This window comes from Streptomyces sp. Ru73 (assembly GCF_002920575.1).
Classification (GTDB): Bacteria; Actinomycetota; Actinomycetes; order Streptomycetales; family Streptomycetaceae; genus Streptomyces.
Map to the genome: position 1 here is coordinate 77,794 of NZ_PQSQ01000002.1, position 24,487 is coordinate 102,280.

General features: G+C 72.4%; 21 protein-coding genes and 1 pseudogene. 11 read left to right on the forward strand and 11 right to left on the reverse strand.

Annotation, left to right across the window (positions count from 1 at the left end):
- Nucleotides 1-759 (reverse strand): TetR/AcrR family transcriptional regulator, encoded by a 759-nt coding sequence (locus C3486_RS01415; RefSeq protein ID WP_103830654.1) that lies wholly within the window; start codon nucleotides 757-759, stop codon nucleotides 1-3.
- Here C3486_RS01415 and C3486_RS37105 point away from each other — a divergent pair.
- Both C3486_RS37105 and C3486_RS37800 read left to right on the forward strand, forming a co-directional pair.
- Nucleotides 705-3,521, forward strand: a pseudogene (locus tag C3486_RS37105) (carboxyl transferase domain-containing protein); the annotation flags it as partial. The gene C3486_RS01415 and the pseudogene C3486_RS37105 sit on opposite strands and share 55 nt — an antisense overlap.
- 62 nt (nucleotides 3,522-3,583) lie before the next feature.
- Nucleotides 3,584-4,054 (forward strand): carboxyl transferase domain-containing protein, encoded by a 471-nt coding sequence (locus C3486_RS37800; protein WP_258052524.1) that lies wholly within the window; start codon nucleotides 3,584-3,586, stop codon nucleotides 4,052-4,054.
- A gap of 28 nt (nucleotides 4,055-4,082) precedes the next feature.
- Here the strand turns inward: C3486_RS37800 and C3486_RS01435 are convergent, their stop codons facing one another.
- From C3486_RS01435 to C3486_RS01455, 5 genes are all read right to left on the reverse strand, one after another.
- Nucleotides 4,083-4,541, reverse strand: coding sequence for a Pycsar system effector family protein (locus C3486_RS01435; RefSeq protein WP_103830739.1), 459 nt, complete (start codon nucleotides 4,539-4,541; stop codon nucleotides 4,083-4,085).
- A 218-nt stretch (nucleotides 4,542-4,759) separates the two neighbouring features.
- A complete protein-coding gene (locus C3486_RS01440; protein WP_103830740.1) occupies nucleotides 4,760-6,022 on the reverse strand; it encodes an XdhC/CoxI family protein in 1,263 nt (420 codons plus the stop codon).
- Nucleotides 6,023-6,161: 139 nt separating this feature from the next.
- Complete coding sequence (locus C3486_RS01445; protein WP_103830655.1) at nucleotides 6,162-8,297, reverse strand: xanthine dehydrogenase family protein molybdopterin-binding subunit; 2,136 nt, start codon at nucleotides 8,295-8,297, stop codon at nucleotides 6,162-6,164.
- Nucleotides 8,294-9,286, reverse strand: coding sequence for a xanthine dehydrogenase family protein subunit M (locus C3486_RS01450; RefSeq protein WP_103830656.1), 993 nt, complete (start codon nucleotides 9,284-9,286; stop codon nucleotides 8,294-8,296). The genes C3486_RS01445 and C3486_RS01450 overlap by 4 nt, the downstream gene beginning before the upstream one ends.
- The gene (locus C3486_RS01455) at nucleotides 9,283-9,855 is read right to left on the reverse strand and encodes a (2Fe-2S)-binding protein (protein WP_103830657.1); all 573 of its coding nucleotides are present in this window, start codon (nucleotides 9,853-9,855) and stop codon (nucleotides 9,283-9,285) included. Before C3486_RS01455 ends, C3486_RS01450 begins: the two co-directional genes overlap by 4 nt.
- Nucleotides 9,856-10,521: 666 nt before the next feature.
- Here C3486_RS01455 and C3486_RS01460 point away from each other — a divergent pair.
- On the forward strand, nucleotides 10,522-11,076 hold the full coding sequence (locus C3486_RS01460) for a TetR/AcrR family transcriptional regulator (RefSeq protein WP_103830741.1): 555 nt from the start codon (nucleotides 10,522-10,524) through the stop codon (nucleotides 11,074-11,076).
- Between the two features lie 57 nt (nucleotides 11,077-11,133).
- On the opposite strand, the gene C3486_RS01465 is transcribed toward C3486_RS01460, so the two are convergent.
- Nucleotides 11,134-11,991, reverse strand: a complete 858-nt coding sequence (locus tag C3486_RS01465; protein WP_103830658.1) for a LysR family substrate-binding domain-containing protein — start codon at nucleotides 11,989-11,991, stop codon at nucleotides 11,134-11,136.
- 58 nt (nucleotides 11,992-12,049) lie between these two features.
- Here C3486_RS01465 and C3486_RS01470 point away from each other — a divergent pair, with 58 nt between their 5' ends.
- The 7 genes from C3486_RS01470 to C3486_RS01500 all read left to right on the forward strand — a co-directional run bounded on the left by C3486_RS01470 (nucleotide 12,050) and on the right by C3486_RS01500 (nucleotide 18,081).
- Complete coding sequence (locus tag C3486_RS01470) at nucleotides 12,050-12,451, forward strand: DUF5997 family protein (RefSeq protein ID WP_181138402.1); 402 nt, start codon at nucleotides 12,050-12,052, stop codon at nucleotides 12,449-12,451.
- Between the two features lie 500 nt (nucleotides 12,452-12,951).
- Nucleotides 12,952-13,161 (forward strand): hypothetical protein, encoded by a 210-nt coding sequence (locus C3486_RS01475; protein WP_103830660.1) that lies wholly within the window; start codon nucleotides 12,952-12,954, stop codon nucleotides 13,159-13,161.
- A 580-nt stretch (nucleotides 13,162-13,741) separates the two neighbouring features.
- Nucleotides 13,742-15,184 carry a sensor histidine kinase KdpD gene (locus C3486_RS01480; RefSeq protein ID WP_258052526.1) on the forward strand — a complete coding sequence of 481 codons (1,443 nt, stop codon included), beginning with the start codon at nucleotides 13,742-13,744 and terminating at the stop codon, nucleotides 15,182-15,184.
- Between the two features lie 54 nt (nucleotides 15,185-15,238).
- The gene (locus C3486_RS01485; protein WP_181138404.1) at nucleotides 15,239-15,625 is read left to right on the forward strand and encodes a roadblock/LC7 domain-containing protein; all 387 of its coding nucleotides are present in this window, start codon (nucleotides 15,239-15,241) and stop codon (nucleotides 15,623-15,625) included.
- On the forward strand, nucleotides 15,622-15,993 hold the full coding sequence (locus C3486_RS01490) for a DUF742 domain-containing protein (protein WP_103830663.1): 372 nt from the start codon (nucleotides 15,622-15,624) through the stop codon (nucleotides 15,991-15,993). The genes C3486_RS01485 and C3486_RS01490 overlap by 4 nt, the downstream gene beginning before the upstream one ends.
- A complete protein-coding gene (locus C3486_RS01495; RefSeq protein WP_103830664.1) occupies nucleotides 15,974-16,597 on the forward strand; it encodes an ATP/GTP-binding protein in 624 nt (207 codons plus the stop codon). Before C3486_RS01490 ends, C3486_RS01495 begins: the two co-directional genes overlap by 20 nt.
- Nucleotides 16,591-18,081 carry a cytochrome P450 gene (locus C3486_RS01500; RefSeq protein WP_103830665.1) on the forward strand — a complete coding sequence of 497 codons (1,491 nt, stop codon included), beginning with the start codon at nucleotides 16,591-16,593 and terminating at the stop codon, nucleotides 18,079-18,081. The genes C3486_RS01495 and C3486_RS01500 overlap by 7 nt, the downstream gene beginning before the upstream one ends.
- Before the next feature lie 44 nt (nucleotides 18,082-18,125).
- Here the strand turns inward: C3486_RS01500 and C3486_RS01505 are convergent, their stop codons facing one another.
- The 4 genes from C3486_RS01505 to C3486_RS01520 all read right to left on the reverse strand — a co-directional run bounded on the left by C3486_RS01505 (nucleotide 18,126) and on the right by C3486_RS01520 (nucleotide 22,749).
- Nucleotides 18,126-19,313, reverse strand: a complete 1,188-nt coding sequence (locus tag C3486_RS01505) for a pyridoxal phosphate-dependent aminotransferase (protein ID WP_258052528.1) — start codon at nucleotides 19,311-19,313, stop codon at nucleotides 18,126-18,128.
- A 19-nt stretch (nucleotides 19,314-19,332) separates the two neighbouring features.
- Complete coding sequence (locus C3486_RS01510; RefSeq protein WP_258052529.1) at nucleotides 19,333-20,439, reverse strand: tryptophan dimethylallyltransferase family protein; 1,107 nt, start codon at nucleotides 20,437-20,439, stop codon at nucleotides 19,333-19,335.
- A 353-nt stretch (nucleotides 20,440-20,792) separates the two neighbouring features.
- Nucleotides 20,793-21,281: a DedA family protein gene (locus C3486_RS01515; protein ID WP_103830668.1), complete on the reverse strand. Its 489-nt coding sequence runs from the start codon at nucleotides 21,279-21,281 to the stop codon at nucleotides 20,793-20,795.
- A 355-nt stretch (nucleotides 21,282-21,636) separates the two neighbouring features.
- Nucleotides 21,637-22,749: a hypothetical protein gene (locus C3486_RS01520; RefSeq protein ID WP_103830669.1), complete on the reverse strand. Its 1,113-nt coding sequence runs from the start codon at nucleotides 22,747-22,749 to the stop codon at nucleotides 21,637-21,639.
- A 229-nt stretch (nucleotides 22,750-22,978) separates the two neighbouring features.
- On the opposite strand from C3486_RS01520, the gene C3486_RS01525 reads away from it, so the two are divergent.
- Complete coding sequence (locus C3486_RS01525) at nucleotides 22,979-24,331, forward strand: APC family permease (RefSeq protein WP_103830670.1); 1,353 nt, start codon at nucleotides 22,979-22,981, stop codon at nucleotides 24,329-24,331.
- Nucleotides 24,332-24,487 lie beyond the last annotated feature (156 nt).

A 24,487-nucleotide genomic window follows, 5' to 3' on the forward strand; every position in this document is an offset into this window, starting at 1 on the left:
CTACTCCTCCGGTATCGCCTGGTGTCCCTCTGTCGCCTGGTGTCCCTCGTCGTCGTGCGGCGGTGCGGCACACTGCTCGGGCGCCGGTCCGGTGACGCCGAGCAAGTGCAGGTACATGGCGGTGACGTCGCGCACGGCGGCGTCGTACGCGGCCGGGTCCTCGGCGACCAGCCGGGCGAACTGCACGCTCATCCCGCCCACCGCGTGCGCGACGGCCAGCGGATCGGCCACCGGCGCCAGCCGGCCGGCCTCCGTCAGGCGGCGGATGTAGCGGGCGGTGCGCCGGGTGGGCCGCCGGCTGATCTCCTGCCACAGCTCGCGCAGTTCCGGGTCCCCCTGCGCCTGCTGCTCGATGAGCCGGAGCAGCGGCAGGTGGCCGGCGTACGCGGCGATGAACGCGGCGGTGGAGTCGCGCGCGACCGCGCGGACGTCGTCCGGATCGGTGTCCGGCACCTCCTGCGCGGCGAGGAAGGCGTCCCGTACCCGCACGGCGAGCACCCGGAAGACCTCTTCCTTGGACGCGAAGTAGACGTAGAAGCCGGCGCGGGACAGCTCGGCCTCGGCGGCGATGTCGGCGATGGTGGCGGGCCCGTAGCCGCGGCGCGCGAAGACCGCCTCGGCGGCGTCCAGCAGCCGGTGCCGTACCGGCGTGTCGCTGCGGTCCCGGGCGGTGCGGGTCGCCCAGGGCCGGTGCCCGCGCGCCGGTGCCCTGCCGGGCCGCGGCGCCTCTCCGGACGCGGAGCGCTCTGTGTCTGCCACGTCTCGACCATATTGACGTTGACGCCAATGTCAATGAGCATGACAGCGCCGTCTCAGCGTGGAGGTGCTCGCTCAATGGGGTCAGCCGTACTCATCGCCAATCGCGGGGAGATCGCCGTCCGGGTGGTGCGCGCCGCCGCGGCGGCCGGACTGCGCAGCGTCGCGGTGTACGCCGAGGACGACGCGGCGGCCCCGCACGTCCGGCTCGCCGACGAGGCCCGTCCGCTGCCCGGCTCCGGCCCGGCCGCCTACCTCGACGCGGCGGCCCTGCTGTCCGTCGCGCAGGCCGCGGACTGTGCGTACGTGCACCCGGGTTACGGGTTCCTGAGCGAGGACGCCGGCTTCGCGCGGGCCTGCGCCGAGGCCGGCCCGGTCTTCGTCGGCCCCTCCCCCGACGTGCTCGGCCTCTTCGGCGACAAGGCACGCGCCCGCGCCCTGGCACACTCCCTGGGCGTACCGGTCCTGCCCGGCACCAGCGGCCCCACCACGCTCGACGAGGCCCGCGCCTTCCTGACCGAGGGACCGGGCGCCGGCGGCCCGGTGATGGTCAAGGCGCTCGGCGGGGGCGGCGGCCGCGGCATGCGCGTGGCGCGGGACGCCGCCGAGCTGCCGAGGTCTGGGAGCGCTGCCGCTCGGAGGCCGCCGCCGGCTTCGGCCGCGGCGACCTGTACGTCGAGCGGCTGCTGACCGGCGCCCGCCATATCGAGGTGCAGGTCATCGGCGATGCCACGGGCGCGGTCACCCACGTGTGGGAGCGGGACTGCTCGGCCCAGCGCCGCCACCAGAAGCTCATCGAGATCGCCCCCGCACCCGCACTGCCGCCGCACGTCCGCGACCAACTCCTGAAATGCGCCCTGCGGTTGGCCCGCGAGGTGGGCTACTCCGGTGTCGGCACTTTCGAATTCCTCGTACGCGGCGAGGAGTTCCATTTCATGGAGGCCAATCCGCGCCTCCAGGTCGAGCACACGGTCACCGAGGAGGTGACCGGCGTCGACCTGGTCGACGCACAGCTGCGGCTGGCGGCCGGGGCCACCCTGGCGGACCTGGGCCTGGCCGACGGCCCTCCGGCGCCCCGCGGCTTCGCGGTGCAGGCCCGGGTGAACGCCGAGGTGACGACGGCGGACGGCACCGTACGCGGCTCCGCCGGCACCCTCACCCGCTTCGAGGTGCCGACCGGCCCCGGCGTACGGGTGGACACCGGCGCACGCGGTGGACTGACCGTCGGCGCACGCTACGACCCGCTCCTCGCCAAGGTCGTCACGCGGGTCCCGGTACCGGACTTCACCGCCGCGTGCGACCGCACCCGCCAGGCGCTCGCGGAGTTCACGGTCGAGGGCGTACGCACCGGCATCCCGCTGCTGCGCGCGATCCTGGCCCACCCGGAGTTCGCCGCGGGCGGCACGCACACCTCCTGGGTGACGGAACACCTGCCGGAACTCGTCACCGAACCCACCGGTACACCGCAGCCCACCGTCCCCGCCGACGACGACTCCGTCACGGCCCCCATGTCCGGCACCGTGATCACCGTCAACGTCGCACCCGGCGACACCGTCCCGGCCGGCCATCCCCTCCTCGTCCTCGAAGCGATGAAGATGGAGCACGTCGTGACGGCCCCGACCGCGGGCATCATCCGCGCCGTCCGCACCGCGGTGGGCGACACACCCACCGAGGGACAGCCACTCATAGCCCTCGAACCGGCCGAAGGCGGCGCAACCAACGACACCACGGCAGCCGAGATCGACCCGGAGACCATCCGCCCGGACCTCGCCGAGGCACTCGCGCGCCACGCCATCGGCCTGGACGCGCAACGCCCGGAGGCAGTCGCCAAGCGACACCGCCTCGGCCGCCGCACGGCCCGCGAGAACATCGACGACCTCTGCGACGAGGGCAGCTTCACCGAGTTCGGCGCGCTGGCGATAGCGGCGCAGCGCAGGCGGCGTTCCCTCGACGACCTGATCGCCTCGACCCCGGCCGACGGCATGGTCACCGGCACCGGGACGGTCGACGGCGCGCCGTGCGTGGCGATGTCGTACGACTACACCGTGCTGGCCGGCACGCAGGGCCACAACAACCACCGCAAGACCGACCGCATGCTGTCCGTGGCCGAGCAACGCCGGCTCCCCGTCGTCCTCTTCGCCGAGGGCGGCGGCGGCCGCCCCGGCGACACCGACACCGCATCCATCGCCGGCCTCGACATCATGACGTTCCATCAGATGGGCCGCCTCAGCGGCCTCGTCCCCCTGGTCGGCATCGCCTCCGGACGCTGCTTCGCCGGCAACGCCGCACTCCTGGGCTGCTGCGACGTGGTGATAGCCACCCCCGAGGCCTCGATCGGCATGGGCGGCCCGGCAATGATCGAAGGCGGCGGCCTCGGCGTGTACTCCCCCGAGGAGGTCGGCCCGCTCTCGGTCCAGGTGCCGAACGGCGTCGTCGACCTCCCCGTCGCCGACGAGGCGGAGGCGGTCCGCACCGCCAAGCGCTACCTCTCCTACTTCCGCGGCCCGGCCGAGGAGTGGGAGGCGCCCGACCCGCGGCTCCTGCGCCACGCCATCCCCGAGAACCGGCGCCGCGCCTACCCCGTCCGCCGGGTCATCGACGGCCTGGCCGACACCGACTCCGTACTGGAACTCCGCGCCGGCTTCGGCACCGGCATCGTGACCGCCCTCGCCCGCATCGCCGGCCGACCGATGGGCCTGGTGGCGAACAACCCCGAACACCTCGGCGGCGCCATCGACCGCGACGCCGCCGACAAGGCCGCCCGCTTCCTCCAGCTCTGCGACGCCTTCGGCCTGCCGGTCCTGGCCCTGTGCGACACCCCCGGCTCATGGTCGGCCCCGACGCCGAACGCGACGCCACCGTACGCCACTTCGCCCGCCTCTTCGTCACCGGCGCCAACCTCCGCGTCCCCGTCGTCTCCCTCGTCCTCCGCAAGGCCTACGGCCTGGGCGCGATGGCCATGATGGGCGGCTCCACCCGCGCCCCTCTGGCCACCGCCGCCTGGCCCACCGGCGAACTCGGCGGCATGGGCCTGGAAGGCGCCGTCCGCCTGGGCTACCGCAAGGAACTCGAAGCCATCCCCGACCCGGCGGCCCGCCAAGCCGCCTTCGAAGCCCGCGTCGCCGAACTCTACGACCACGGCAAAGCCGTCAACGCAGCCGCCGCCCTCGAAATCGACGCCGTCATCGACCCGGCCTCCTCACGCGACTGGATCACGTCGGCACTGGAGGGATACCGCGCGGAGCACGCTGATGTGGACATGGCGGGGCGGGGGCGGGGGTTTGTGGATACGTGGTGACGAGCGCCCGGCTGGCCCCGCCCGGGGGTCAGCCGGGTGCGAGCGCCAGGATCATGGCCGTGACCGCCGGGAGGAGCAACAGCACGGCCCAGCGCACGTACAGGTTCTTGACGTGGGCGATCCTGCTGGTGTCCGTCAGCGCACGGGACAGCCGTGCTTGCGGGTCGTCCCCGTCGCGCCGCAGTGCCACCGACAGCTCCGCCCTGCTCTCGGCCCTGACCACGTCCTCGTAGTACGCCAGTACCTGTGTGCTGCCGCGCAGCGTGGCTCCCCGGCGTGGCACGAGGGCCATCAGGATCAGCAGCAGCGCACCGGTCGCGCCGATGACCGCCGCCCACCACAGCGGGAGGGCCCACGAGGCGTCCGCCGGCCGGCGCATGAGCAGCAGCCCGAGCAGGGAGCCGCCGGTCGCGAGCAGGACGGACGCCTTGCCGTCGGCCCGCCCGATCTCGGTGTGGTTCTGGGCGATGAGTTCCCGCGTCAGCACCGGTACGCCCGCCCGGGCCGCCGACGGGAGCCGGGCCTCCGTCCCTGCCCTGGGCCCGACCGGCCCCGCGCACGTCACCAGTGCTCCCGGGATGTGCCGTTCACTCCGGCGTGGTGGTCGCCATTCAGCCGCTGAAGGACTTCGGCGCCTTGCGGGCCCCTTGCCTGAGCATCACACTGCGCGCCGGGAACCGTCGTAACGTCCCTTGGTCCTGTAACTCACGCCAGCTGTCTTCCGTCAGCATCCCTGGTCCTCCTGGTGCTCGCCCGGCCGGCCCGTCCGGAGGAGTTGTACGCCAGCGCCGGCCCGGGCACCAGGAGGCCCGTCACGCTCGCCGGTCCCTCACGCCGCCGCCCCTCCCCCCGTTCGCGCGTGCGGTGGATCGGGACGGTTGCTCCCGTGAGGGGGACGCCTGTGCCTCCGTGCCTGGTGGCGATGATTTCGGCGGCTATGGAGAGGGCGGTTTCCTCGGGGGTGCGGGCGCCGAGGTCGAGGCCGATGGGGGAACGGAGGCGGGCGAGCTGGGTTTCGGTGACGCCGGCTTCGCGGAGGCGGCGGTTGCGGTCCTCGTGGGTGCGGCGGGAGCCCATCGCGCCGATGAAGGCGGCGGGCATGCTCAGCGCCTCCGCCAGCAGGGGGACGTCGAACTTGGCGTCGTGGGTGAGGACGCAGAGGACCGTGCGGTCGTCGGTGCCGGTGCGGCGGAGGTAGCGGTGCGGCCAGTCGACGACGATCTCGTCGGCTTCCGGGAAGCGGGCCCGGGTGGCGAAGACGGGGCGGGCGTCGCACACCGTCACGTGGTGGCCGAGGAACTTGCCCACGCGCACCAGTGCGGCGGCGAAGTCGATGGCGCCGAAGACGATCATCCGGGCCGGGGGCACGCTGGACTCGGCGAAGAGCGTCAGGTCCGTCTCGCAGTGGGTTCCGTCCGCTGCGACGGGGAACGTGCCGGTGCGGCCGGTGGCCAGCATGGCCTGTGTCTCCGCAGCCGCCACCCGGTCCAGGTCGGGCCCCTCGCCGAGGCTGCCTTCGTACGAGCCGTCGGGGTGTACCAGCAGTGCGCGGCCGAGCAGGTGAGCCGGGCCCTCGGCGACGCGGACGACCGCCGCCGTACCGCCCGCCGCGGCGGCCGCGAGCGCCGCCGCGAGGACCGGCCGGTCCGGTGCGTCGGCGCGTACCGGCGTGACCAGTACCTCGACGACTCCACCGCAGGTCAGGCCGACGGCGAAGGCGTCCTCGTCGCTGTACCCGAAGCGTTCGCGCACCGTGGTGCCGTCCTGGAGGGCCTGGGTGCACAGGTCGTACACCGCGCCTTCCACGCAGCCTCCGGAGACGGAGCCGATGGCCGTGCCCTCGCTGTCGACGGCGAGGGCCGCGCCGGGGCTGCGCGGTGCGCTGCCGCCGACGGCCACGACGGTGGCGACGGCGAAGTCCCGGCCCTGCTCGGCCCATCGGTGCAGTTCCTCGGCGATGTCCAGCATGGTGGTCTCCTCGTCGGTCTGCGGATCGGGGCGCGACGGAACGACGGTCAGCGGGTGGTGGGTGAGTTGGTGGGTGGTGGGGTGGGTGCGGGGCCAGGGGCCGGAAGCCCCCGGGCCCGCATCCACTCGGTGCCGGTACTCAGCCTTGCACGGCGGCCTCGGCTGCCGGAGCCCCCGCGAGCAGGACGCGGTCCGGGCGGATCGGCAGGTGGCGGTGGCGTACGCCGGTGGCGTGCCAGACCGCGTTGGCGATGGCGGCCGCGGCGCCCACGATGCCGATCTCGCCGACGCCCTTGATGCCGACCGGGTCGTCCGGGTCCTCGTCGCTCACCCAGTCCGCCTCGATCACCGGCACGTCGGCGTTGGCGGCGAAGTGGTAGCCCGCGAGGTCGGGGCCGACGTGCCCGCCCGAGGCGGCGTCACGTACCGCCTCCTCGTGCAGGGCCATCGAAAGGCCCCAGGTCATCCCGCCGATGAGCTGGCTGCGCGCGGTCAGCGGGTTGATGATGCGGCCCGCCGCGAAGATGCCGAGCATCCGCCGTACGCGTACCTCGCCGGTGCTGACGTCCACCGCCACCTCGGCGAACTGGGCGCCGAAGGAGTGGCGTTCCTTCTTCGCCAGCGCGCCGATGGCCTCGGTGGTGTCCGAGCGCACCGTGATGCCTTCCGGCGGGATGGCACCGCCGAGGGCCAGCCGCTCCCGCAGTTCGCGTGCCGCGACCGTGACGGCCCAGCCCCAGGAGCGGGTGCCCATCGAGCCGCCGGCGATACCGGCCGGGCCGAAGTCGCTGTCCGCGATGCGTACGCGGACCCGCTCCGGCGCCACCTCCAGCGCGTCGGCGGAGATCGAGGTGATCGCGGTGCGCGCACCGGTGCCGATGTCCGCCGCGTTGATCCGTACGGTGAAGGTGCCGTCGGCCTCCGCCGTCACGGACGCCGTGGACGGCATCGCGTTGGACGGGAAGGCGGCCGCCGCCATGCCGGTGCCGAGCAGCCAGCGCCCTTCGCGGCGCACCCCGGGCCGGGGGTCGCGGTCCGCCCAGCCGAACCTGTCGGCGCCCTCCTGGAAGCAGGAGAGCAGGTTGCGGCTGCTGAACGGCAGGCCGGACAGCGGCCCGACGTCCGGTTCGTTGCGGACGCGGAGCGCGATGGGGTCGATGCCGGCCTTCTCGGCGAGCTCGTCGAGCGCGCACTCCATCGCGAAGGAGCCCGGCGCCTCGCCCGGCGCGCGCATGAAGGTCGGCGTCGGCACGTCGAGCCGTACGACGCGGTTGACGCTGTGGTGCGCGTCCGCCTCGTACATCACGCGTCCCACGTTGGCGCTCGGCTCGACGAAGTCGTGCACCGTCGAGGTGAGGTTGTGGGCCTCGTGCCCGAAGGCGCGCAGCCGCCCGTCGGCGTCGGCACCGAGCCGGACCCGCTGTGCGGTGGGGCTGCGGTAGCCGGTCAGCGAGAACATCTGTCGGCGGGTCAGCACGACGCGGACCGGGCGGTGCAGGACGGTCGTCGCCATCACGGCGCACACCTGGTGGACGCGTACGCCCTTGGAGCCGAAACCGCCGCCGACGTGCTCGGACCGCACTCGCACCGAGGACGGGTCGAGCGAGAAGAGGTTCGCCAGCTCGCCCACCACCCAGGTGGTGCCCTGGTTCGAGTCGAAGACCTCCAGGCGGCCGCTGTCCCACCGGGCCGTCGCCGCGTGCGGCTCCAGCATGGCGTGGTGCTCTTCGGGAGTGGTGTACTCCTCGTCCACGACGACGGCGGAAGCGGCGAGCTCGGCCTCGATGTCGCCCTTCTCCGCGACGGAGCCGTCCGGTGTGTACGCATCGGGCCTGCCGGCCTCGAACGCCACGTCGTGCGGCTCCTCGTCGTACTCCACCACCAGGGCCTCGGCGGCCTCCCTGGCCTGCTCGGACGTCTCGGCGACGACCAGTGCTACCGGCCAGCCCACGTACGGCACCCGGTCGTCCTGGAAGACCGCGATGGTCGGGTCGGGCTTGCCGAGCAGGCCCACGTAGTCGGTGTCGACGCGGGGTGCGTTGCCGTGGTGCAGGACCTCCAGCACGCCGGGCATGGCCAGTACGGGGTCCACGTCGACGGAGCGGATGCGGCCGCGCGCGATGGTGGACAGCACCAGCCAGCCGTGCGCGAGTTCGGCGAAGGGGATCTCGCCCGCGTAGCGCGCCGCGCCGGTGACCTTGGCCAGGCCCTCCTCGCGGGTGCGCGCGGTGCCGACGGCCCCGGTCACCGCGGGCGTTCCGGTCGCAGTGGTCATCGGGTGGCCTCCTCGGCGAGCTCGGTCAGTACGGACACGACGAGGTTGCGCATGAGCGTCACCTTGTACGCGTTGTCGGGCAGCGGCTCGGCGGCGGCCAGCTCGGCGTCCGCCGCGGCGGCGAAGGCCTCGGCGGTCGCGGGGCCGCCGCACAGCGCGGCCTCGGCCTCGCGCGCCCGCCAGGGCCGGGACGCGACAGCGCCGAACGCCAGCCGCACGTCGTGCACGTGGCCGTCCCGCACGTCGAGCGCGGCGGCCACCGAGCCGATCGCGAAGGCGTACGAGGCACGCTCGCGCACCTTGCGGTACCGCGAGACGGCGGCGACCGGGGCCGGCGGGAGCGTGACGGCGGTGATCAGCGCGCCGGCCGGCAGCGCGGTCTCCAGGTGCGGGGTTTCCCCCACCGGGAGGTAGAAGTCCGCGAGCGCCAACTCACCGGGTCCTTCGGTCGTTTCGTAGGAGACGACCGCGTCGAACGCGCTGAGCGCCACGCCCATGTCCGAGGGGTGGGTGGCCACGCAGTGTGCGCTGGCGCCGAGGATCGCGTGGTTGCGGTGCTCGCCCTGGATGGCGGAGCAGCCGCTGCCGGGGGTGCGCTTGTTGCACGGCTTGGCCAGGTCGGTGAAGTAGCCGCAGCGGGTGCGCTGGAGGAGGTTCCCGCCGACCGTGGCCATGTTGCGCAGCTGACCGGACGCACCGGCGAGCACGGCCTGTGCCAGCGCGGGGTAGCGGCGCCGCACCTCGGGGTGCGCGGCGAGGTCGCTGTTGGTGACGGTGGCGCCGATGCGCAGCCCGCCGTCGTCCGTCAACTCAATGGTGTTCAGCGGCAGTTCACGTACGTCGATCAGGCCGGCGGGGCGCTCCACACCGGTCTTCATCAGGTCGACTAGGTTGGTGCCGCCGCCGAGGTACCGTGCGTCGGGCTCCGCGTCGAGCAGCGCGACCGCGCCGGAGACGTCGACGGCCCGCTGGTATCCGAATTCCCTCATACCGCGGCACCCGCCTCGGACTTGGCGCCGCCGTCGGCGGCCTCGGCCTCGGCCGCCCGCGCGACCGCCTGGACGATGGACACGTACGCGCCGCAGCGGCACAGGTTCCCGCTCATCCGCTCCCTGATCTCCTCCGCCGTGAGGGGCGGCGGCCCGGCCTCGGGCCGTACGTCGTCGGTGGCCGCGCTCGGCCAGCCGGCCGCGTGCTCCTGGATCACACCGAGGGCCGAACAGATCTGCCCCGGCGTGCAGTAGCCGCACTGGTAACCGTCGAGGTCGAGGAACGCCTGCTGCACAGGGTGCAGTTCGTCGCCGTCGGCCACGCCCTCGATGGTGGTGATCTCGCGCCCCTCGGCGGCCACCGCGAGCTGCAGGCAGGAGACGGCCCTGCGGCCGTCGATCAGGACCGTGCAGGCACCGCACTGGCCCTGGTCACAGCCCTTCTTCGTACCTGTCAGGTCGAGCCGCTCGCGCAGGGCGTCGAGCAGGGTGGTGCGGTGATCGACGGGCAGCGTGTACTTCTCTCCGTTGATGTGCAAGGTGATGGCGCTGGACGTCGATGGGGGCATGGGCAGCCTTCTTTCGCCTGTGGGTCGTGAGGGCCGGACACGGAGTGCGCGGCGGGTGTCGAGGTGTCGTGACGTCGAGGTGCCTGATGATCGGGGTGCCTGAATTGCCAAATCTCTGATTGTCGAGATGTCGCGAGGTCGAGGTATCGAGGTGACGATGGTGTGAGGCTGGGTCGAGCTGGGGCGATGGTCGGGCGGTCCCTCGAACGGTCCGGGAAGGGGCTGGCACGGTGCGGAGCTGCGCCCGGTGCGGAACCGGCGGCCCACGCGAGGGGCGAGGAACGGGTCACGGCGAACCACCGGCCGTCCCCCTCCGACCGCGTCTGCCGCTATGGTGAGCCCAAGCGGACAGCTGTCCGTTAGCGTTGAACCTAGCGGACAGTTGTCCGCTTAGCAAGGCCGTTCCGGGGTAATTCCCTACGACCGACGGCTGCTCGGGAAGGAGGGCGAGTGCACCGGAGGAGGGACGCGCGGGACGACGCGCAGACCTGCGCGGACGCGGCGGAACGGCGGGAAGCGGACACGGCGGGACGGCCGGACACGGAAGCCGGGACGCGCGGGACCGAGACGCACGGGAGCGAGACGCACGGGAGCGAGACGCACGGGGGCGAGCCCCATGGGTCCGCGAGGCCGGAGGCGGGTACGGAGGCGCGGAAGGACGCACCCCTGCGTTCGGACGCGCAGCGCAACCGCGAGCGCATCCTGGAGGTGGCGCTCGCCGAGCTGACGCACTCGGCGGACGCCCCGCTCAGCGCGATCGCGAAGAAGGCGGGCGTCGGCCAGGGCACTTTCTACCGCAACTTCCCCAACCGCGAGGCCCTCGTCCTGGAGGTCTACCGCTACGAGGTGCAGCAGGTCGCCGACACCGCGGCCCAGCTGCTGGCGACCCGCGCGCCCGACCGGGCCCTGCGCGAGTGGATGGACCGCCTCGCCCAGTACGCGATGGCCAAGGCCGGGCTCGCCGACGCGATGCGCAGGGCCACCTGTTCCCGCGGCAGCCTCGCCGGTCTGGGCCACGCGCCGCTGACCTCGGCCATCACCCTCCTCCTGACGGCTAACGAGGAGGCGGGCACGATCCGCCCGGGGGTCACCCCGGACGACTTCCTCCTCGCCATCGCCGGCCTCTGGCAGATCGACCCGCACGGCGACTGGCAGACCCGCGCCGCCCGGCTGCTGGACCTCGTCATGGACGGCCTGCGGGCGGGCGCCCGGCGCGGCTGAGCAGCCGTACGGAACCCCTACGACCTGCGGCGCGGCTGAGCGACCGTACGGAACCCGCTACGACCTGCGGCGCGGCTTGCCCCGCTTGGCGGCTCCGGTCCTGGCCTGGCCGCCCCGCGCACCGCGGGCGGGCTTCGGCTTGCCGGTGCTCCTGCCGGCCGTCCTACCGCCCGCCGGCTGCTTCCGCGCGCCGTCCTTGCCGGGCCGCTTGCCCTCCTTGGACCCCTTGCCGTCCTTGGCCTCCGCCTCGGCGGTGGCGCGGCGGCCCCGGGTGCTGTTGACGGTCCGCCCGCGGACGATGCCGATGAAGTCGTCCACCAGGTCCGTGGTCGCCTCCTCGGGCCACGACAGCGCGACGCTGGACTCGGGCACGTCCGTGACCGGCCGGTACGTGAGGTCCTTGCGGTGGTACAGCCGGGCGAGCGACTGCGGCACGATGAGCAGCCCGATCCCCGCCGCGACCAGTTCGATCGCGTCTTCGGTCGTGGCCGGCCGCTCGAAGGCCGGCTGCCCCGGCGGGCGCTCCCAGCCGAGGGTGTCGTCGAGCGGGTGCAGCACGATCTCGTCGGCCAGCTCCTCGGCGGAGACCTGGTCGACGGCGGCCACGATGTGGTCCTTGGGCACGACCACCACGGTCGTCTCCGTGTACAGGGGGATCGCGCTGAAGACCGTACGGTCCACCGGGAGCCGCACCAGCCCCGCGTCGGCGCCGCCGTCCCGCAGCACGTCGGCGGCCTCCGCCGCGGTCACCTGGCGCAGCTCCAGCGGTACGTCCGGCAGGCGGTCCTGCCAGATCCGCACCCACTTGCCGGGGGTCACGCCCGGCACGTACGCGAGCCGGAAACACGGGGACGCCGGGGGCGCCGCCGGTGCGGAGGAGGTGGGTACCGAGGGGGGAACTGCCGAGCCTGTCACTACGCCAGGCTACCGGGCGTGGTCAGCAGCAGTGCACATGCTCGATACCCTTGTCACCATGACGTCGCACCACCAGAGCACCCAGACCATGAAGCCCGCCACCGCGGCGAAGAAGCTGGGTGTGTACCTCGAGGCCACCCCCGCCGATTTCCGGGAGGGTGTCGTCTCGCGCACCGAGCTGAACGCACTGCAGGCCGACCCGCCGGAGTGGCTGCGCGACCTGCGGCGCAACGGCCCGCACCCCCGCCCGGTGGTCGCGTCGAAGCTGGGCGTCTCCATCTCCGGACTGGCGCGCGCCGGCATCACCGAGGCCCTCACCACGGAGCAGATCGACGCGCTGAAGGCCGAGAACCCGGAGTGGCTGCAGAAGGAGCGCGCCACCCAGGCCGAGGTCCGCAAGGAAGCCGTCCGCCTCAAGGAGAAGAAGGCCCAGCAGGCCCAGAAGGACGCGCAGGACTGACACCCGGACCGCGAACGGTCCCTTCGGCGGCCGGGAGGGGGTGCGCTCCGGTACTCCGGCGGCGACCGCGCGCGGACGGCCCGCGCCTCCGCGGGCCGGCGCCCCTCCCCCCCCCGCAACGCCCGGCTTCGGCATCCCGCTCCGCACGGGACAGCTCGCACTGGACAGACGCGTGCAGATGTCCGACCGGCCCCTCGGCCCGGTGCACGTGGTCGCGCCACGCCGCCGCCCGCCTCCCCCGTACTGCAGGACCATCGCCCGTCCTGGTCGGAACGGACCGGCATTCCCCTTGACCGCCCTGCGCACCGCCCGCGGATCCGGCCCGTCCGTGTGCGGCGTACCAGGTGAGCGGCGCCTCCCCCGCGTGCCGCCCGCGTTCCGGCCCGATCCGGCCGGAGAAGCGCTTTGCCGCCAACTACCGGCAGTGACCGGTCACGGCGACCGAGGTGAGTTACACAGGACGCTCACGGACGCTCTTTCCTGACGGGAGGGCCGGTCGAGTGCTGACGATCAATGTCGCCGTACTGCTCGCCATCATCCTGATCCTGCTGCTGTGCCGCCCTGTGAAGCCCAGGAAGCGCATCGACCAGGTTGTCCTCGTGATCTTGGCCGTGATCCTGGGCATACTGATCGCCCCCACGGGGCTGGGCCAGAGCATCGCCAACGGGATGAACCAGCTCGCCCTGGGGATTTCGCGGATCGGCTGGTGAGCGCACCCGCGCCCCGGCCCGTCCGCCGTACACCCCGCCCGGGGCGCCACCGCGTCAGCGGCTTCGGAAGAAGCGCCGCGACCGCGACGCATGCGAATACACATTCGGCGCGCACAGTTTTGTCGAGCACGAGCACTCCGCTCCGGCTTCGGGAATTTCCGCTCACCGCGTTCCGCGATTTCGCCGAATAGCCAGCACAGAACGATTCTGCTGAATTTCGCACGCGCGTACATCCATGTGTTATATGCACTCATCACACAAACCCCTTCGGGCCCCGCTATGCTCACTGCCGCGCAGCGAGTTGAGGCGGAATTCCGCGTCCCTGCTGGCTGTTGCGATGCCGCCGTCGCACGGGGCCCGGGCGTCCTGGGACCCGCCCCCGCGCGTCACGCGAAATCGAAATGCGCTGCGGCCAAGCGTCGGTGAGCGCGGACGACGATTGTCGGTCTTGTTCGCGCCCCTTCTTTTGGCATCCGTAAATGCCGTGCATGAACACCCCGTTCCCTCCCTTAATGCTCTGAGGATGCCGATGGTTCGTGCTGATTCGTCACCCGGAAGGCCGGGGCGCGCTTCCACTGCGATGTGGCTGCTGCCCGCCGCCCTGCTGGCCATATGTACGGCCGTTGCCGTCCCGCTCACCCCCGCGGTGGCCCGCACCCACACCCTTTGGATCGGCGTCGTCGCCACGGCGGCGGTGGCCGTCGCGGCCGGGGAGGCGGCCCGCCGGGGCCGTGCGATCGGCGTGCTGCGCAAGCGGTGCGCCGAGAAAGAGGCCGCGCTGCAACGGCAGTTGGCCGATCAGGAGACCGAGACCGTACGGATGGCCAAGGAGCTGCTGCCGGCGGCCATGGCCGAGCTGCAGCGCGGCCTCCAGGTCGACGACGTACTCCGCAACGTCGCCCCGGTCTCCCGCGTCAGTCCCCGCTTCGAGGCCGCCCACCACGCGGTGCTCCGCTACATCCTGCAGGCCGTCGAGGCCGAGGAGGACCTGCGCGACTCCGCCCAGCGGGCCTTCGTCAACATCGCCCGCCGGGTGCAGGCCATCGTCCACCAACAGGCCCAGGAACTGCGGGAGATGGAGGACCGGCACGGCGACGACCCGGACGTCTTCCACGACCTGCTGCACCTGGACCACCGCACTGCGCTGATCGGCCGGCTCGCGGACAGCATCGCCGTACTCGGCGGGGCCCGCCCCGGACGGCAGTGGCAGAAGAAGATCCCGCTGTTCAACGTGTTGCGCGGCGCCATGTCCCGGATCACCGACTACCAGCGCGTCGAACTGCACTCAGTGGCGGACGTCGGTGTCATCGGACGTGCGGTGGAACCACTGATCCACGCCGTGGCCGAGCTGCTGGACAACGCCACGCGGTACTCACCGCCCCAGACCCGCGTCCACCTGACCGCCACCGAGGTCCAGTCCGGCGTGGCCGTCGAGATCGAGGACGCCGGGCTCGGCCTGACCGACGAGGCCCGCATCCGCGCCGAGCGGGCGCTGGCCCAGCACTCCACCAGCGGGCTGGACATCGACGACCTGGGCGAGTCCCCGCGCCTCGGTCTCGCGGTGGTCGGCCGCCTCGCGCACACCAACAACTTCAAGGTGTCCCTCCGGGCCTCGGCGTACGGCGGTGTGCGCGTCGTGCTCATCGTCCCGCCCGAGCTGATCACCGTGACCCCGGTGCCCGGTGGCGCGGTGGCCAAGGCCGCCACCCTGCCGCCGCCCCGGCACACCCTCGGGCCGCAGCGCCGCTACGGCGTGGTGGTCGAGGAACCGGTGACCACCGAGGCGCCGCGCGTCAGCAACGGCCTGCCGCAGCGCAGGCGCCGTTCCCGCGCGGTGCAGCCCGGACGGCCGAGGCGCACGTCGGCCGCCCCCGCCGACTCCCGGCCCCCGGAGCCGGCCGCGCAGCCCCCACAGGCCGGGATGTGGCTGGCCGCCTTCCACGAAGGCGTGTACGGCGATTCCCGGGCCGAGTCCCCAGCGCATCGTCCCGATGGCCTGAGCGATGACGAGTCCGAGCAGTAACTGAGCCATTAGGTAAGGATGAGTAAGCAAGTGGCGACACAGCAGCGGCTCAATATGGACTGGATGCTGGAGGAGTTGGCGTCCAGTGTCCCGCAGACCCGTCATGTCGTGGTGCTGTCCTCGGACGGCTTGTGCATGGCGCAGTTCGGTACGGAAAAAGACACCGCGGACCGTCTCGCCGCCGCCTGTGCCGGACTGCAAAGCCTGTCGGCGGCCGTCGCTACGGAGTTCCCGCACGGCGACGGACGGATGAAACTGGTGGTCATCGAGGTCGACGGCGGCTTCTTCTACCTGATGGCGGCCGGCGCCGGCGCGTACCTGGCGGTGCTGGCCGACGACGACGTGGACGCCGGGCTCGTGGGCCAGCGCATGCGGGACCTGGTCGCCCGCATCGGCCAGCACCTCAGCAGCCCGCCGCGGTCGGACCGGCAGGTTCCATGAGCGAGCCGGAAGAGCCCCAGCGCTCCGACTGGGAAGAGGGCGGCCCCGAACGGCTCTACGTCGTCACGTCGGGCCGGAAGAAGCCCGAGACACGCACCCCGCTGGACATGATCACGCTGATCGTGAGCCGGATGGAGGCCGGCTCGAGCATGCAGCCGGAGCTCGCCTCCATCGTCCAGATATGCGACTACCCGCTCTCCGTCGCCGAGATCTCCGCCTATCTCCACCTCCCAGTCAGTGTGATCACGGTGCTCCTCGCCGACCTGCTGGCGACCGGCCACATCGAAGCCAGGTCGCCGGCCCCGGCCAAGTCGTTGCCCGACATCGAACTCTTGGAGGCGGTGATGCATGGACTCCAGAATCTCTGAGCCCGTCGTCGGCCCCCGCAGCGAAGACACCCTGCCCGCCTCGGTCACCTCGGCGGTGAAGGTCGTGGTCGTCGGCGGCTTCGGGGTCGGCAAGACCACACTGGTCGGCTCGGTCAGCGAGATCCGGCCGCTGACCACCGAGGAGACGATGACCCAGGCCAGCGCCGGGGTGGACGACCTCGTCGGCATCGAGCGCAAGTCCGAGACCACCGTGGCCATGGACTTCGGCCGGATCACCCTCAACGACGAGCTGGTGCTGTACCTGTTCGGCACCCCCGGCCAACAGCGGTTCTGGTTCCTGTGGAACGGCCTCTTCGAGGGCGCGCTGGGCGCGGTCGTCCTGGTCGACACCCGGCGGCTGGAGGACAGCTTCGATGTGATGGGCCGGCTGGAGGAGCGTGGCGTGCCCTTCGTCGTCGCCGTCAACGCCTTCCCGGACGCGCCGTTCTACCCGGTCTCCGAGCTGCGCGCGGCCCTGGACATCCCCGACTCCGTACCCGTGGTCGACTGCGACGCCCGCAACCGGGGCTCCAGCCGCGACACCCTGCTGACCCTCATGCGCTACCTGCACACCCTCATCCACAACCCTCCGGAGCAATGGTGAGTGCCTCCCGCCCCGACCCCACTCGTACCGCGTCAGCCGCCGCGCCGCCTCCGGAGTGTCCGGCGCACGCCCGCTTCGGGGATCCCGCCGGGCTCGCGCGGCTCCTCGGGCCCGAGGCGTCCGAGGACCCGATGGGACTGTACGAGCAGCTGCGCGCCAAGCACGGGCCCGTCGCGCCCGTCCTGCTGGACGGTGACCTGCCGGCCTGGCTCGTCCTCGGCTACCGGGAGATCCTGGAGGTCGCCGGTACGCCGACCCGGTTCAGCCGCGACTCCCGTACCTGGCGCTGGTTCAGGGAGGGCAAGGTGCCGCCGGACTCGCCGCTGCTCCCGATGATCGCCTGGCAGCCGGTGTGCCTGTTCCTGGACGGCGCGGAGCGCGACCGGCTGCGCCTGGCGGTCACCGACAGCCTGGAGCGCTTCAACCGACGGGGCATCCGGCGCCAGATCACCCGCTTCACCCACCAGCTGGTCGACGGCTTCGCCGCCCGGGGCGAGGCGGACCTGGTGAGCGAGTTCTCGGAGCGCCTGCCGATGCTCGTCCTGACGCAGCTGCTGGGCATGCCGGACGAGTACGGCCCGCGGCTGGTCGAGGCGAGCCGGGACATGGTGGCGGGCACCGAGACGTCGGTGGCCAGCAACGAGTTCATCGTGGAGACACTGCAGCAGCTCGTACGGCGCAAGCGCGGCAACCCCGGCCACGACATCACGTCCTGGCTGATCGAGCACTCCTCGATGCTCACCGACGAGGAGGTGTGGAACCACCTGCGGGTCATCCTCATCGCGGCGAACGAGACCACGGTCAACCTCATCAAGAGCACCCTGCGGATGGTGCTGACCGACCCCCGTTGTCACGCCTCGCTGGCGGGCGGGCAGATGACACTGCCCGATGTGGTGGAGCAGGTGCTGTGGAGCGAGCCACCGCTGATGACCATTCCCGGCCGCTGGGCGTCCGTGGACACCGAGGTGGGCGGCCAGAAGGTCGAGGCGGGCGACATGCTGCTGCTCGGTCTGGCCGCCGGGAACCACGACCCGGCCGTCCGCCCCGACCCCACGGTCCCGCTCCACGGCAACCGCTCGCACCTCGCCTTCAGCAGCGGCCCGCAGGAGTGCCCGGGCCAGAACATCGGCCGCGCCATCACCGACACCGGCATCGACACGCTGCTGGCGCGGCTGCCGGACGTGAGCCTTGCCGTCCCCGAGGAGCAGCTGGCCTGGAAGTCGGGCTGGATGACGCGCCACCTGATCAGCCTCCCGGTGACGTTCACCCCGCCCGGGCAGCGGACCGCCGGTACCCGTGCGGCGGCCGCCGTGACCTCGGGCACGCCGATCGGGACAGTCGGGGAGACGGAGGGCCCCGCGCTGAGCGGCACGGCCAGTCCGTCGAGCCTCGCCGTCCTGCCCGCTGTTCCGCCCTCCGCAGCGCCGGCTCCGAAGAAGCGTGGCCGCTGGTGGTACGCACTGCGGAAATGGCTGCGCGGCTGAGGACGGACACGTCCGTGCCGCCGCTCAGCACCTCGTGGAATGGGTCAGAGGCGAGCCATGGCCACCTCGATACGGTCGAACGCCTCGTCCAGCACCCGCCGGGACGTCGCGTAACTGAGGCGGATGTTGCCTTCGGCGGCGGGGCCGAACCACTCCCGCGTACCGGCCACCACCGCCACTCCGGCCTCCGCCAGCAGGAATTGCGTCATCGCGCGGCTGTCCAGGCCGGTGGCGGAGATGTCGGGGAAGAGGACGAACGTCCCGTCCGGGCGGCGGCACGACATTCCCGGTATCGCATTCAGCCGTGCCACGCAGTGGTCCCGGGTTTCCCGGAGGTGCGCCAGGAAGTCGTCCCGCCAGGGCCAGCCGTGCCGCAGCGCGGCCAGGGCACCGGCCTGTGCGAAGGGGGTCAGGCTGTAGGTGGCGCCGAGCCGCTGGAAGGTGAGCTGCAGCGCGTGCGCCTCGCGTGCGTTCGGCGCGATGACGCATCCCATGCGGAGCCCGGGCAGCGCGAAGGTCTTGGACAGCCCGGTGACAGTGAAGACGCGCCGGCTGTGCCGGGTGTCCAGGCTCGCCATGCTGACATGCTCGGCCGGCGGGTACACGATCTCGTTCCAGACCTCGTCGGAGAGGACCGGCACCCGGTGCGCGCCGGCCGTCTCCGCTATGGCCCGTACCGTCTCCTCGGGAAGGACCGTACCGAGGGGATTGTGCGGATTGCAGAGACAGATCAGCGCGGTGCGCGGAGTGATCAGGGAGGCGAGCCGCTCGGGATCGAGCTGTCCGGTGCGCTTGTCGACCGGACAATAGACCCGGCGCGCCCCCACGGCATCGATGGCCTGTCCGAAGAGCAGGTCCACGGGGTCCAGCAGAATGCACTCGTCGCCTCCCCCGCACAGCAGGTGCACCACTCCCCAGAGCGCCGAGGCCGTGCCCGGGGTCAGTACGACGCAATCGGCGTCCGCGCGGATGCCGTGACGTGCCCTGGCCACGTCGGCGAAGGTTTCCCGGAGTTCGCCGAGTCCCGCGGGGGACGCGTAGGGGAAATAGCCGTCGGCGACGGCCAGGACGATGGCGTCCCGGACTTCTTGGGGGCCGGGGAAATCCGGTTCTGCGGCCGTGAGCGGTATGACGCCGGGCGGATGCGCGCCCCAGCGCATCGGGGAGCGGTCCCGGAGTACGTCCGGCCTGACCCGTGCGTCGTCGAACAGCGACCCGGGCGGCCGCCTCACGTCCTGGAGCGTCATCGGGTCACCGCCCCTGGTAGCGGGCGGGCGGATACCGGTCGTACAGCTCCGATGACCAGTACGTGGACATGCGCGGGCGGCCGCGCTGGACCCGCGCCGACGCGTAGGTGTGGATGCCGCGCCCGTCCGACAGGGGGCGGCGCGCCACCCGGCTCAGCAGCTCGCGGTAGCGGTCGTCGGGCAGGCCCAGTTCGGCCATGACGGCGCTGATGCGGTCCCGTATTATTCGGTCGCTTTCCGCATACAGCCACAGCGGGACGTACACCGTGGCGGAGACGGGAATGTGTCCGCCGGCGGCCGTGAAGGTCAGGTTGCTGACGAGCGGCTGTTCCCGGAGGTTTCCCGGCCGGCCGGTCAACTGGCGGCAGAGTGCGCTGAGGTGGCCGGCCTCATGCTCGTCGGACACCTCCATACGGGCGTCCAGCTCCGCCGGGGCGATGTCGTAATGCCGGAAGTACACCTTGATGCGCGACTCCGGACCGTCGAGCAGGTCGAGGCCGAAGTAGACGATGCGGTCGAGGTCGAAGCCCCGGCGCGCGTAGGCGCGGACCGCTTCCCAGCCCTTGCCGAATCCGAGCCGGTCCATGGCCTCGCGGACGCGTGCTGCACCGGTCATCCGGGTATTGGCGGTCGGGTTCAGATAGACCTTGAACTCGGGTGCGCCGGAGGCGGCGAAGATGCCCGCGTACATCACGGCGAAACCGGTCGGCTGCTCGTCCGGCAGGAACAGGTCCCATACCGCGGCGAGCCGTTCACCGGCCGCGCCGCAGCCCCGCGTCAGCCCGTGCAGGGCCTCGGCCGCCGACCTCTGTGCGGCCCGGGTGTCCGGCTCGTCCGGAACGGCCTCCACGAGCACCCGGATCTCCACACTGTCGGCCGAAAAGGCCGCGGAGAATTCTATCGGCGAACCGTCGGCACACACGTCCGAGTACCATTCCGGGCGCTCGGTTATTTCCCTCCTCCCCCATGGGGAAAACATCCGCCGCAGCGCGTCCCTCCCCCTTTCGGCATCCATTCCCGCACCGTCGAGAAGACGCGCGGCAGTGGCGCTCCCGTAATCCAGGAACGTCGCGCCCGCAGGCCCCCGCGAGTCCGACAGCAGAGACGACATGGAATTCCTCCCCTATCTCTCACCGGTTCTCGCCGTACCGCACACGTGCCTCGCCGGCCGATCGGCCCGTATCGCCGTCGTTCCGTCCGGATGATCCGCCGCCGCGGGCCGCCGCACGCCGCCCGCATACCGATCTTTGTATTCCTCGGCAACCGCCGATTTTTCTCCGGACTCCGGACCCCGGATTTTCAACTCTTCACAAATAACGAAGGATCTTCCGCCCCGACAGAGCGTGCGGGGGGCTTGCGAAGCGTTTCCCGTAGCGCCCACGCGCTTTCACGTGACGGACGGGCCCACCGCACGCCACAGGGACACCAGAGGGCAGCGGACGCGCGGTTCCGTGGTGCGTCCCTTCAGGAAGAGGACTCTTCGACCGCGGCGTCGCGAGGGGCCGGAGCGGCGTTCCTGCGCCGGTGCACGACCACGCCGCAGACCACGAGGAGGAGGGCGACGACCGCGGCCACGCCGAGGGCCGTCTGCTCGGCGAAGAGCCGCTTCACCATTTCGAGTGCGCCGAGTCCGACGGTCGCGTAGAGCAGCGCCCATGCGGCTCCGCCGATGAACAGTGCGGGGAGGTAGCGCGGCAGGGGCATGCGCATGCTGCCCGCGAGGAAGTTGGCGGCGGTCTGGAACCCTACGGTCAGGAAGGAGACGGCCACCACGGGCGCGCCCCACCGCTGGATGGCCCGTTCGACGCGTGCGAACTTGCCCGAGGCGATCCGCCCGGCGTACCTGCTGCGGCGGGCTCCGGCCCCGGCGAGCCATCCGACGGCGAACGTCCCGCCGGCCCGCAGCAGGACGATGACGTAGAGACCGGCGGCCGTGAGCGCGACCTTATCCACGGCGCCTCCCCCTCGGCGCCGGGCCGCTGCCCGCTGCCCCCGTCACCCGGTCCAGCGCCGCCCGCCACGGCGGGCACACGACGGGCGCGAGCCTGGTCTCCATACCTCACCTGCGGTCTGCTTCAGCCGGTCCGCCCCTGCGATCATGCCGGGCCGGCACCGGTCCCCGAGCCCGACGCAGCGTACCGCCGCGCCTGCGCCATGCCGGGCCGAAGCTCTCACCGGCCCCACCCGGCCCAGCCAGGTTAACCGAACGTCCGTACCCGAAGACACGGAGCCGCTCGTGAGAGCCGGGCGGAGCCCCTGCCCGGGGACAGTCACGGGCAGGGGCCGGCGGCTGCAACGCCGCCCGGGCTCAGCTCTCCGGGGTGGAGCGTTCGATCAAGGCGTGGATCTCGGTGTCGCCGTGCGAGTCCATCGGTGTGCTGTAGTCGCCGACGGCCCAGAAGGTGCCGGTGTTTCCGGCGGGTGCCAGGTCGTGGAAGGCGTACGACGGCCAGCGGGTCTCGGCGTCGGGGGCGAGTGCCGCGGCCTGCTTGGTCCACGTGCTGCCGTCGTAGTGCCAGACGAAGGGGTCGGACCGTACGTCGTCGCTCTTGTCCGAGCCGGTGGCGTACAGACCGCCCTTGCCGTCGGAGGAGAGGGATTCGAGGTACATGGAGGTGAGCGGGCCGGTGACGTCCTGCCAGGCGGTGCCGTTCCAGCGCAGGACGGCGGGGACGGGCGGGCCGGCGTCCGCTCCGGCGGCCCAGCCGCCGACGTACACACTGCCGGACGGCTCCGCGACGATCTCGGTGGCGTCCGTGCCCTGGTTCAGGGGCGGCTGCGGCAGGAGGGTCCAGGTCGTGCCGTCCCAGTGGTAGACGACGGGGTGGCCGTCCTTCACGGGGTACTGCATGCCGGTCGCGTAGGCGTCGTCGGCCGACAGCGCGTCGATGTCCCTGATGTCGACGCGGGGCGGCAGCTCGAAGGTCTGCCAGGCCCCGTCGGCGTAGGTGTAGAGCGCGTCTCCCCCCTTGAACAGGCGTCCGGGGACGGCGTCGAGCGGTACCTCCGGCCAGGTTCTGTCGAAGGCGCCCGTGGTGGGCACGGTGCTCCAGCGCTCGCCGTCGTAGTGCACGAGGGTCTGGCTGTCGCCGTCCGATCCGTACGCCCACACGTCGTCGGCCGCGACGGCGCTCACCGCCGACCACTGCCATACGGCCGGCAGCCCCGGCGTGGTGTCCGCCTGCCAGCTCCGCCCGTCCCACCGCATGATGACGCCGCGCATGCCCTGCCTGCCGACGGCCCAGGCGTGGTCGGCGTCGGGCGCGGAGACCGACATCAGGGACTCCGCGGCGCTGTCGCCGGAGAGCGACAGCTCCCAGCCGGGGGTCGTGGCCGCGGCACCGGTGGCTCCCGCGGTGAGCAGTGCCGCCGCGAGGGCCAGGGAGACGGTGGTGGTGCGCAGCGCATGCCTCGAGCGCATCGACGGGTCCTTCCTGCACTTCGGAATGGGGTTCGCGGCCGGGCTCGGGAGCCGGCCGAGGTACGAGACCCGCGGCACGCGGCGATGGTTGTACTCGGCCGGCGTTCCCGGCCGGGCCGCTACGGGATCTGCAGGAAGGCGTGTCGGACGGTGTCCGGGGCACTCGCGTGAGCGGTAATGGAGTACGGCCGTCCGGTGACGTCGGCCGGGGCGGAGGAAAGGCGGTCGCATGGCCTCGGACGGGACGGCATCCGGCGCGTCGACGGAGGCGGCGGGAGCACCGCGGGAGGGCACCCCGCTCGCCCGTGCGCTGACGACGGGGCTGCTGTACTTCTTCATCCTCGGCGATGTCCTCGGCGCCGGGGTGTACGTGCTGGTCGGGCAGGTCGCCGACCGGTCCGGCGGTGCCGTGTGGGTACCGCTCGCGGTGGCCCTCGGCCTCGCCCTGCTGACCGCGTCCTCGTACGCGGAGCTGGCCACCAAATACCCGCGGGCCGGCGGTGCCGCGCACTACGCCACGCTCGCGTACGGGCCGTTCACCGGTTTCCTCGCCGGTTACTGCATGCTCGCCGCCGGCGTCGTCTCGGTCGCGGCGCTGGCCCGCGGCTTCGGCGGCGACTATCTCACCGCCTTCGTCTCCCTCCCCACCGGCCTCGTCGCCGTCCTGTTCCTGGCCGCGCTGGCGCTGCTCAACGCGCGCGGCATCAGCGAGTCCACCCGGGCCAACGTCCTCGCCACCGTCATCGAGGTGGGCGGCCTGGTGACCGTCATCGTCCTCGGCGCCTGGGTCGTCCTGCGCGGCGACGGCAATGCGCACGCGCTGACGCAGCTCGGCACCGCGGAGCACGGGCCCGCGGCCGCGGTCCTCAGCGGTGCCGTCCTCGCCTTCTACTCCTTCGTCGGCTTCGAGACCTCCGTCAACGTCGCCGAGGAGACCCGCGACCCGCGCCGGTCCTACCCGCGCGCCCTCTTCGGCGCCCTGGCCACCGCCGGGCTCGTCTACGTACTGGTCGGCCTCGCGGCCACCGCGGCGGTCGACACGGACACGCTCGTGGCGTCCGACGGGCCGCTGCTCGAAGTGGTGAGGGCCGCCGGTGGCGTACCGCTCCAGCTGTTCAGCGCCGTCGCGCTCGTCGCCGTGGCCAACGGGGCGCTGCTCACCGGCATCATGAGCTCGCGGCTCGCCTACGGCATGGCACGCGACGGGCTGCTGCCGGGCTTTCTGGCCCGGGTGCTGCCCGGGCGCCGTACGCCGTGGGCCGCCATCACCGCCACCACTGCCCTGGCGCTGCTGCTCGCTCTCACCGGGGACGTGTCGTCGCTCGCGTCCACCCTCGTGCTGCTGCTCCTCGTCGTGTTCTTCCTCGTGAACACGGCCGTGCTGGTGCTGCGCCGCGACCGGGTGGCGGGCGGTCACTTCCGCACCCCCACCCCGGTGGCCGTCCTCGGCGCGGTCTCGTGCGTGCTGCTGGCCACGCAGATCGCGCGTGACGTGTGGCTGCGCGGCCTCCTCGTCCTCGCCGTCGGCCTGGTCCTCGGCGCGGTCGCCCGGGCCCGCCGCCGCACGGGTGGCCGCGCGTGAGCAGCACCGCCGCGCCACCCGCCCGCACCGGGCGAGCCCCGTCACCGGCTCGCCCGTCAGCCGTGCCGCAGCGCCCGGCAGAAGCGGACTCAGGACCACCCGTTGCGTAAAGATGATTGAAAGAGCCTTGACCGCGTCAACTTTGAGCAAATAGCG

Excerpts from the sequence above, each read along its gene's own strand:
- C3486_RS37800 (WP_258052524.1), top strand. The coding sequence starts at position 3,584 with ATGGTCGGCCCCGACGCCGAACGCGACGCCACCGTACGCCACTTCGCC.
- C3486_RS01440 (WP_103830740.1), bottom strand. The coding sequence starts at position 6,022 with ATGCTGGACATCGCCGAGGAACTGCACCGATGGGCCGAGCAGGGCCGG.
- C3486_RS01445 (WP_103830655.1), bottom strand. The coding sequence starts at position 8,297 with ATGACCACTGCGACCGGAACGCCCGCGGTGACCGGGGCCGTCGGCACC.
- C3486_RS01450 (WP_103830656.1), bottom strand. The coding sequence starts at position 9,286 with ATGAGGGAATTCGGATACCAGCGGGCCGTCGACGTCTCCGGCGCGGTC.
- C3486_RS01455 (WP_103830657.1), bottom strand. The coding sequence starts at position 9,855 with ATGCCCCCATCGACGTCCAGCGCCATCACCTTGCACATCAACGGAGAG.
- C3486_RS01470 (WP_181138402.1), top strand. The coding sequence starts at position 12,050 with ATGACGTCGCACCACCAGAGCACCCAGACCATGAAGCCCGCCACCGCG.
- C3486_RS01480 (WP_258052526.1), top strand. The coding sequence starts at position 13,742 with ATGTGGCTGCTGCCCGCCGCCCTGCTGGCCATATGTACGGCCGTTGCC.
- C3486_RS01485 (WP_181138404.1), top strand. The coding sequence starts at position 15,239 with ATGGACTGGATGCTGGAGGAGTTGGCGTCCAGTGTCCCGCAGACCCGT.
- C3486_RS01490 (WP_103830663.1), top strand. The coding sequence starts at position 15,622 with ATGAGCGAGCCGGAAGAGCCCCAGCGCTCCGACTGGGAAGAGGGCGGC.
- C3486_RS01495 (WP_103830664.1), top strand. The coding sequence starts at position 15,974 with ATGGACTCCAGAATCTCTGAGCCCGTCGTCGGCCCCCGCAGCGAAGAC.
- C3486_RS01500 (WP_103830665.1), top strand. The coding sequence starts at position 16,591 with ATGGTGAGTGCCTCCCGCCCCGACCCCACTCGTACCGCGTCAGCCGCC.
- C3486_RS01510 (WP_258052529.1), bottom strand. The coding sequence starts at position 20,439 with ATGTCGTCTCTGCTGTCGGACTCGCGGGGGCCTGCGGGCGCGACGTTC.
- C3486_RS01520 (WP_103830669.1), bottom strand. The coding sequence starts at position 22,749 with ATGCGCTCGAGGCATGCGCTGCGCACCACCACCGTCTCCCTGGCCCTC.
- C3486_RS01525 (WP_103830670.1), top strand. The coding sequence starts at position 22,979 with ATGGCCTCGGACGGGACGGCATCCGGCGCGTCGACGGAGGCGGCGGGA.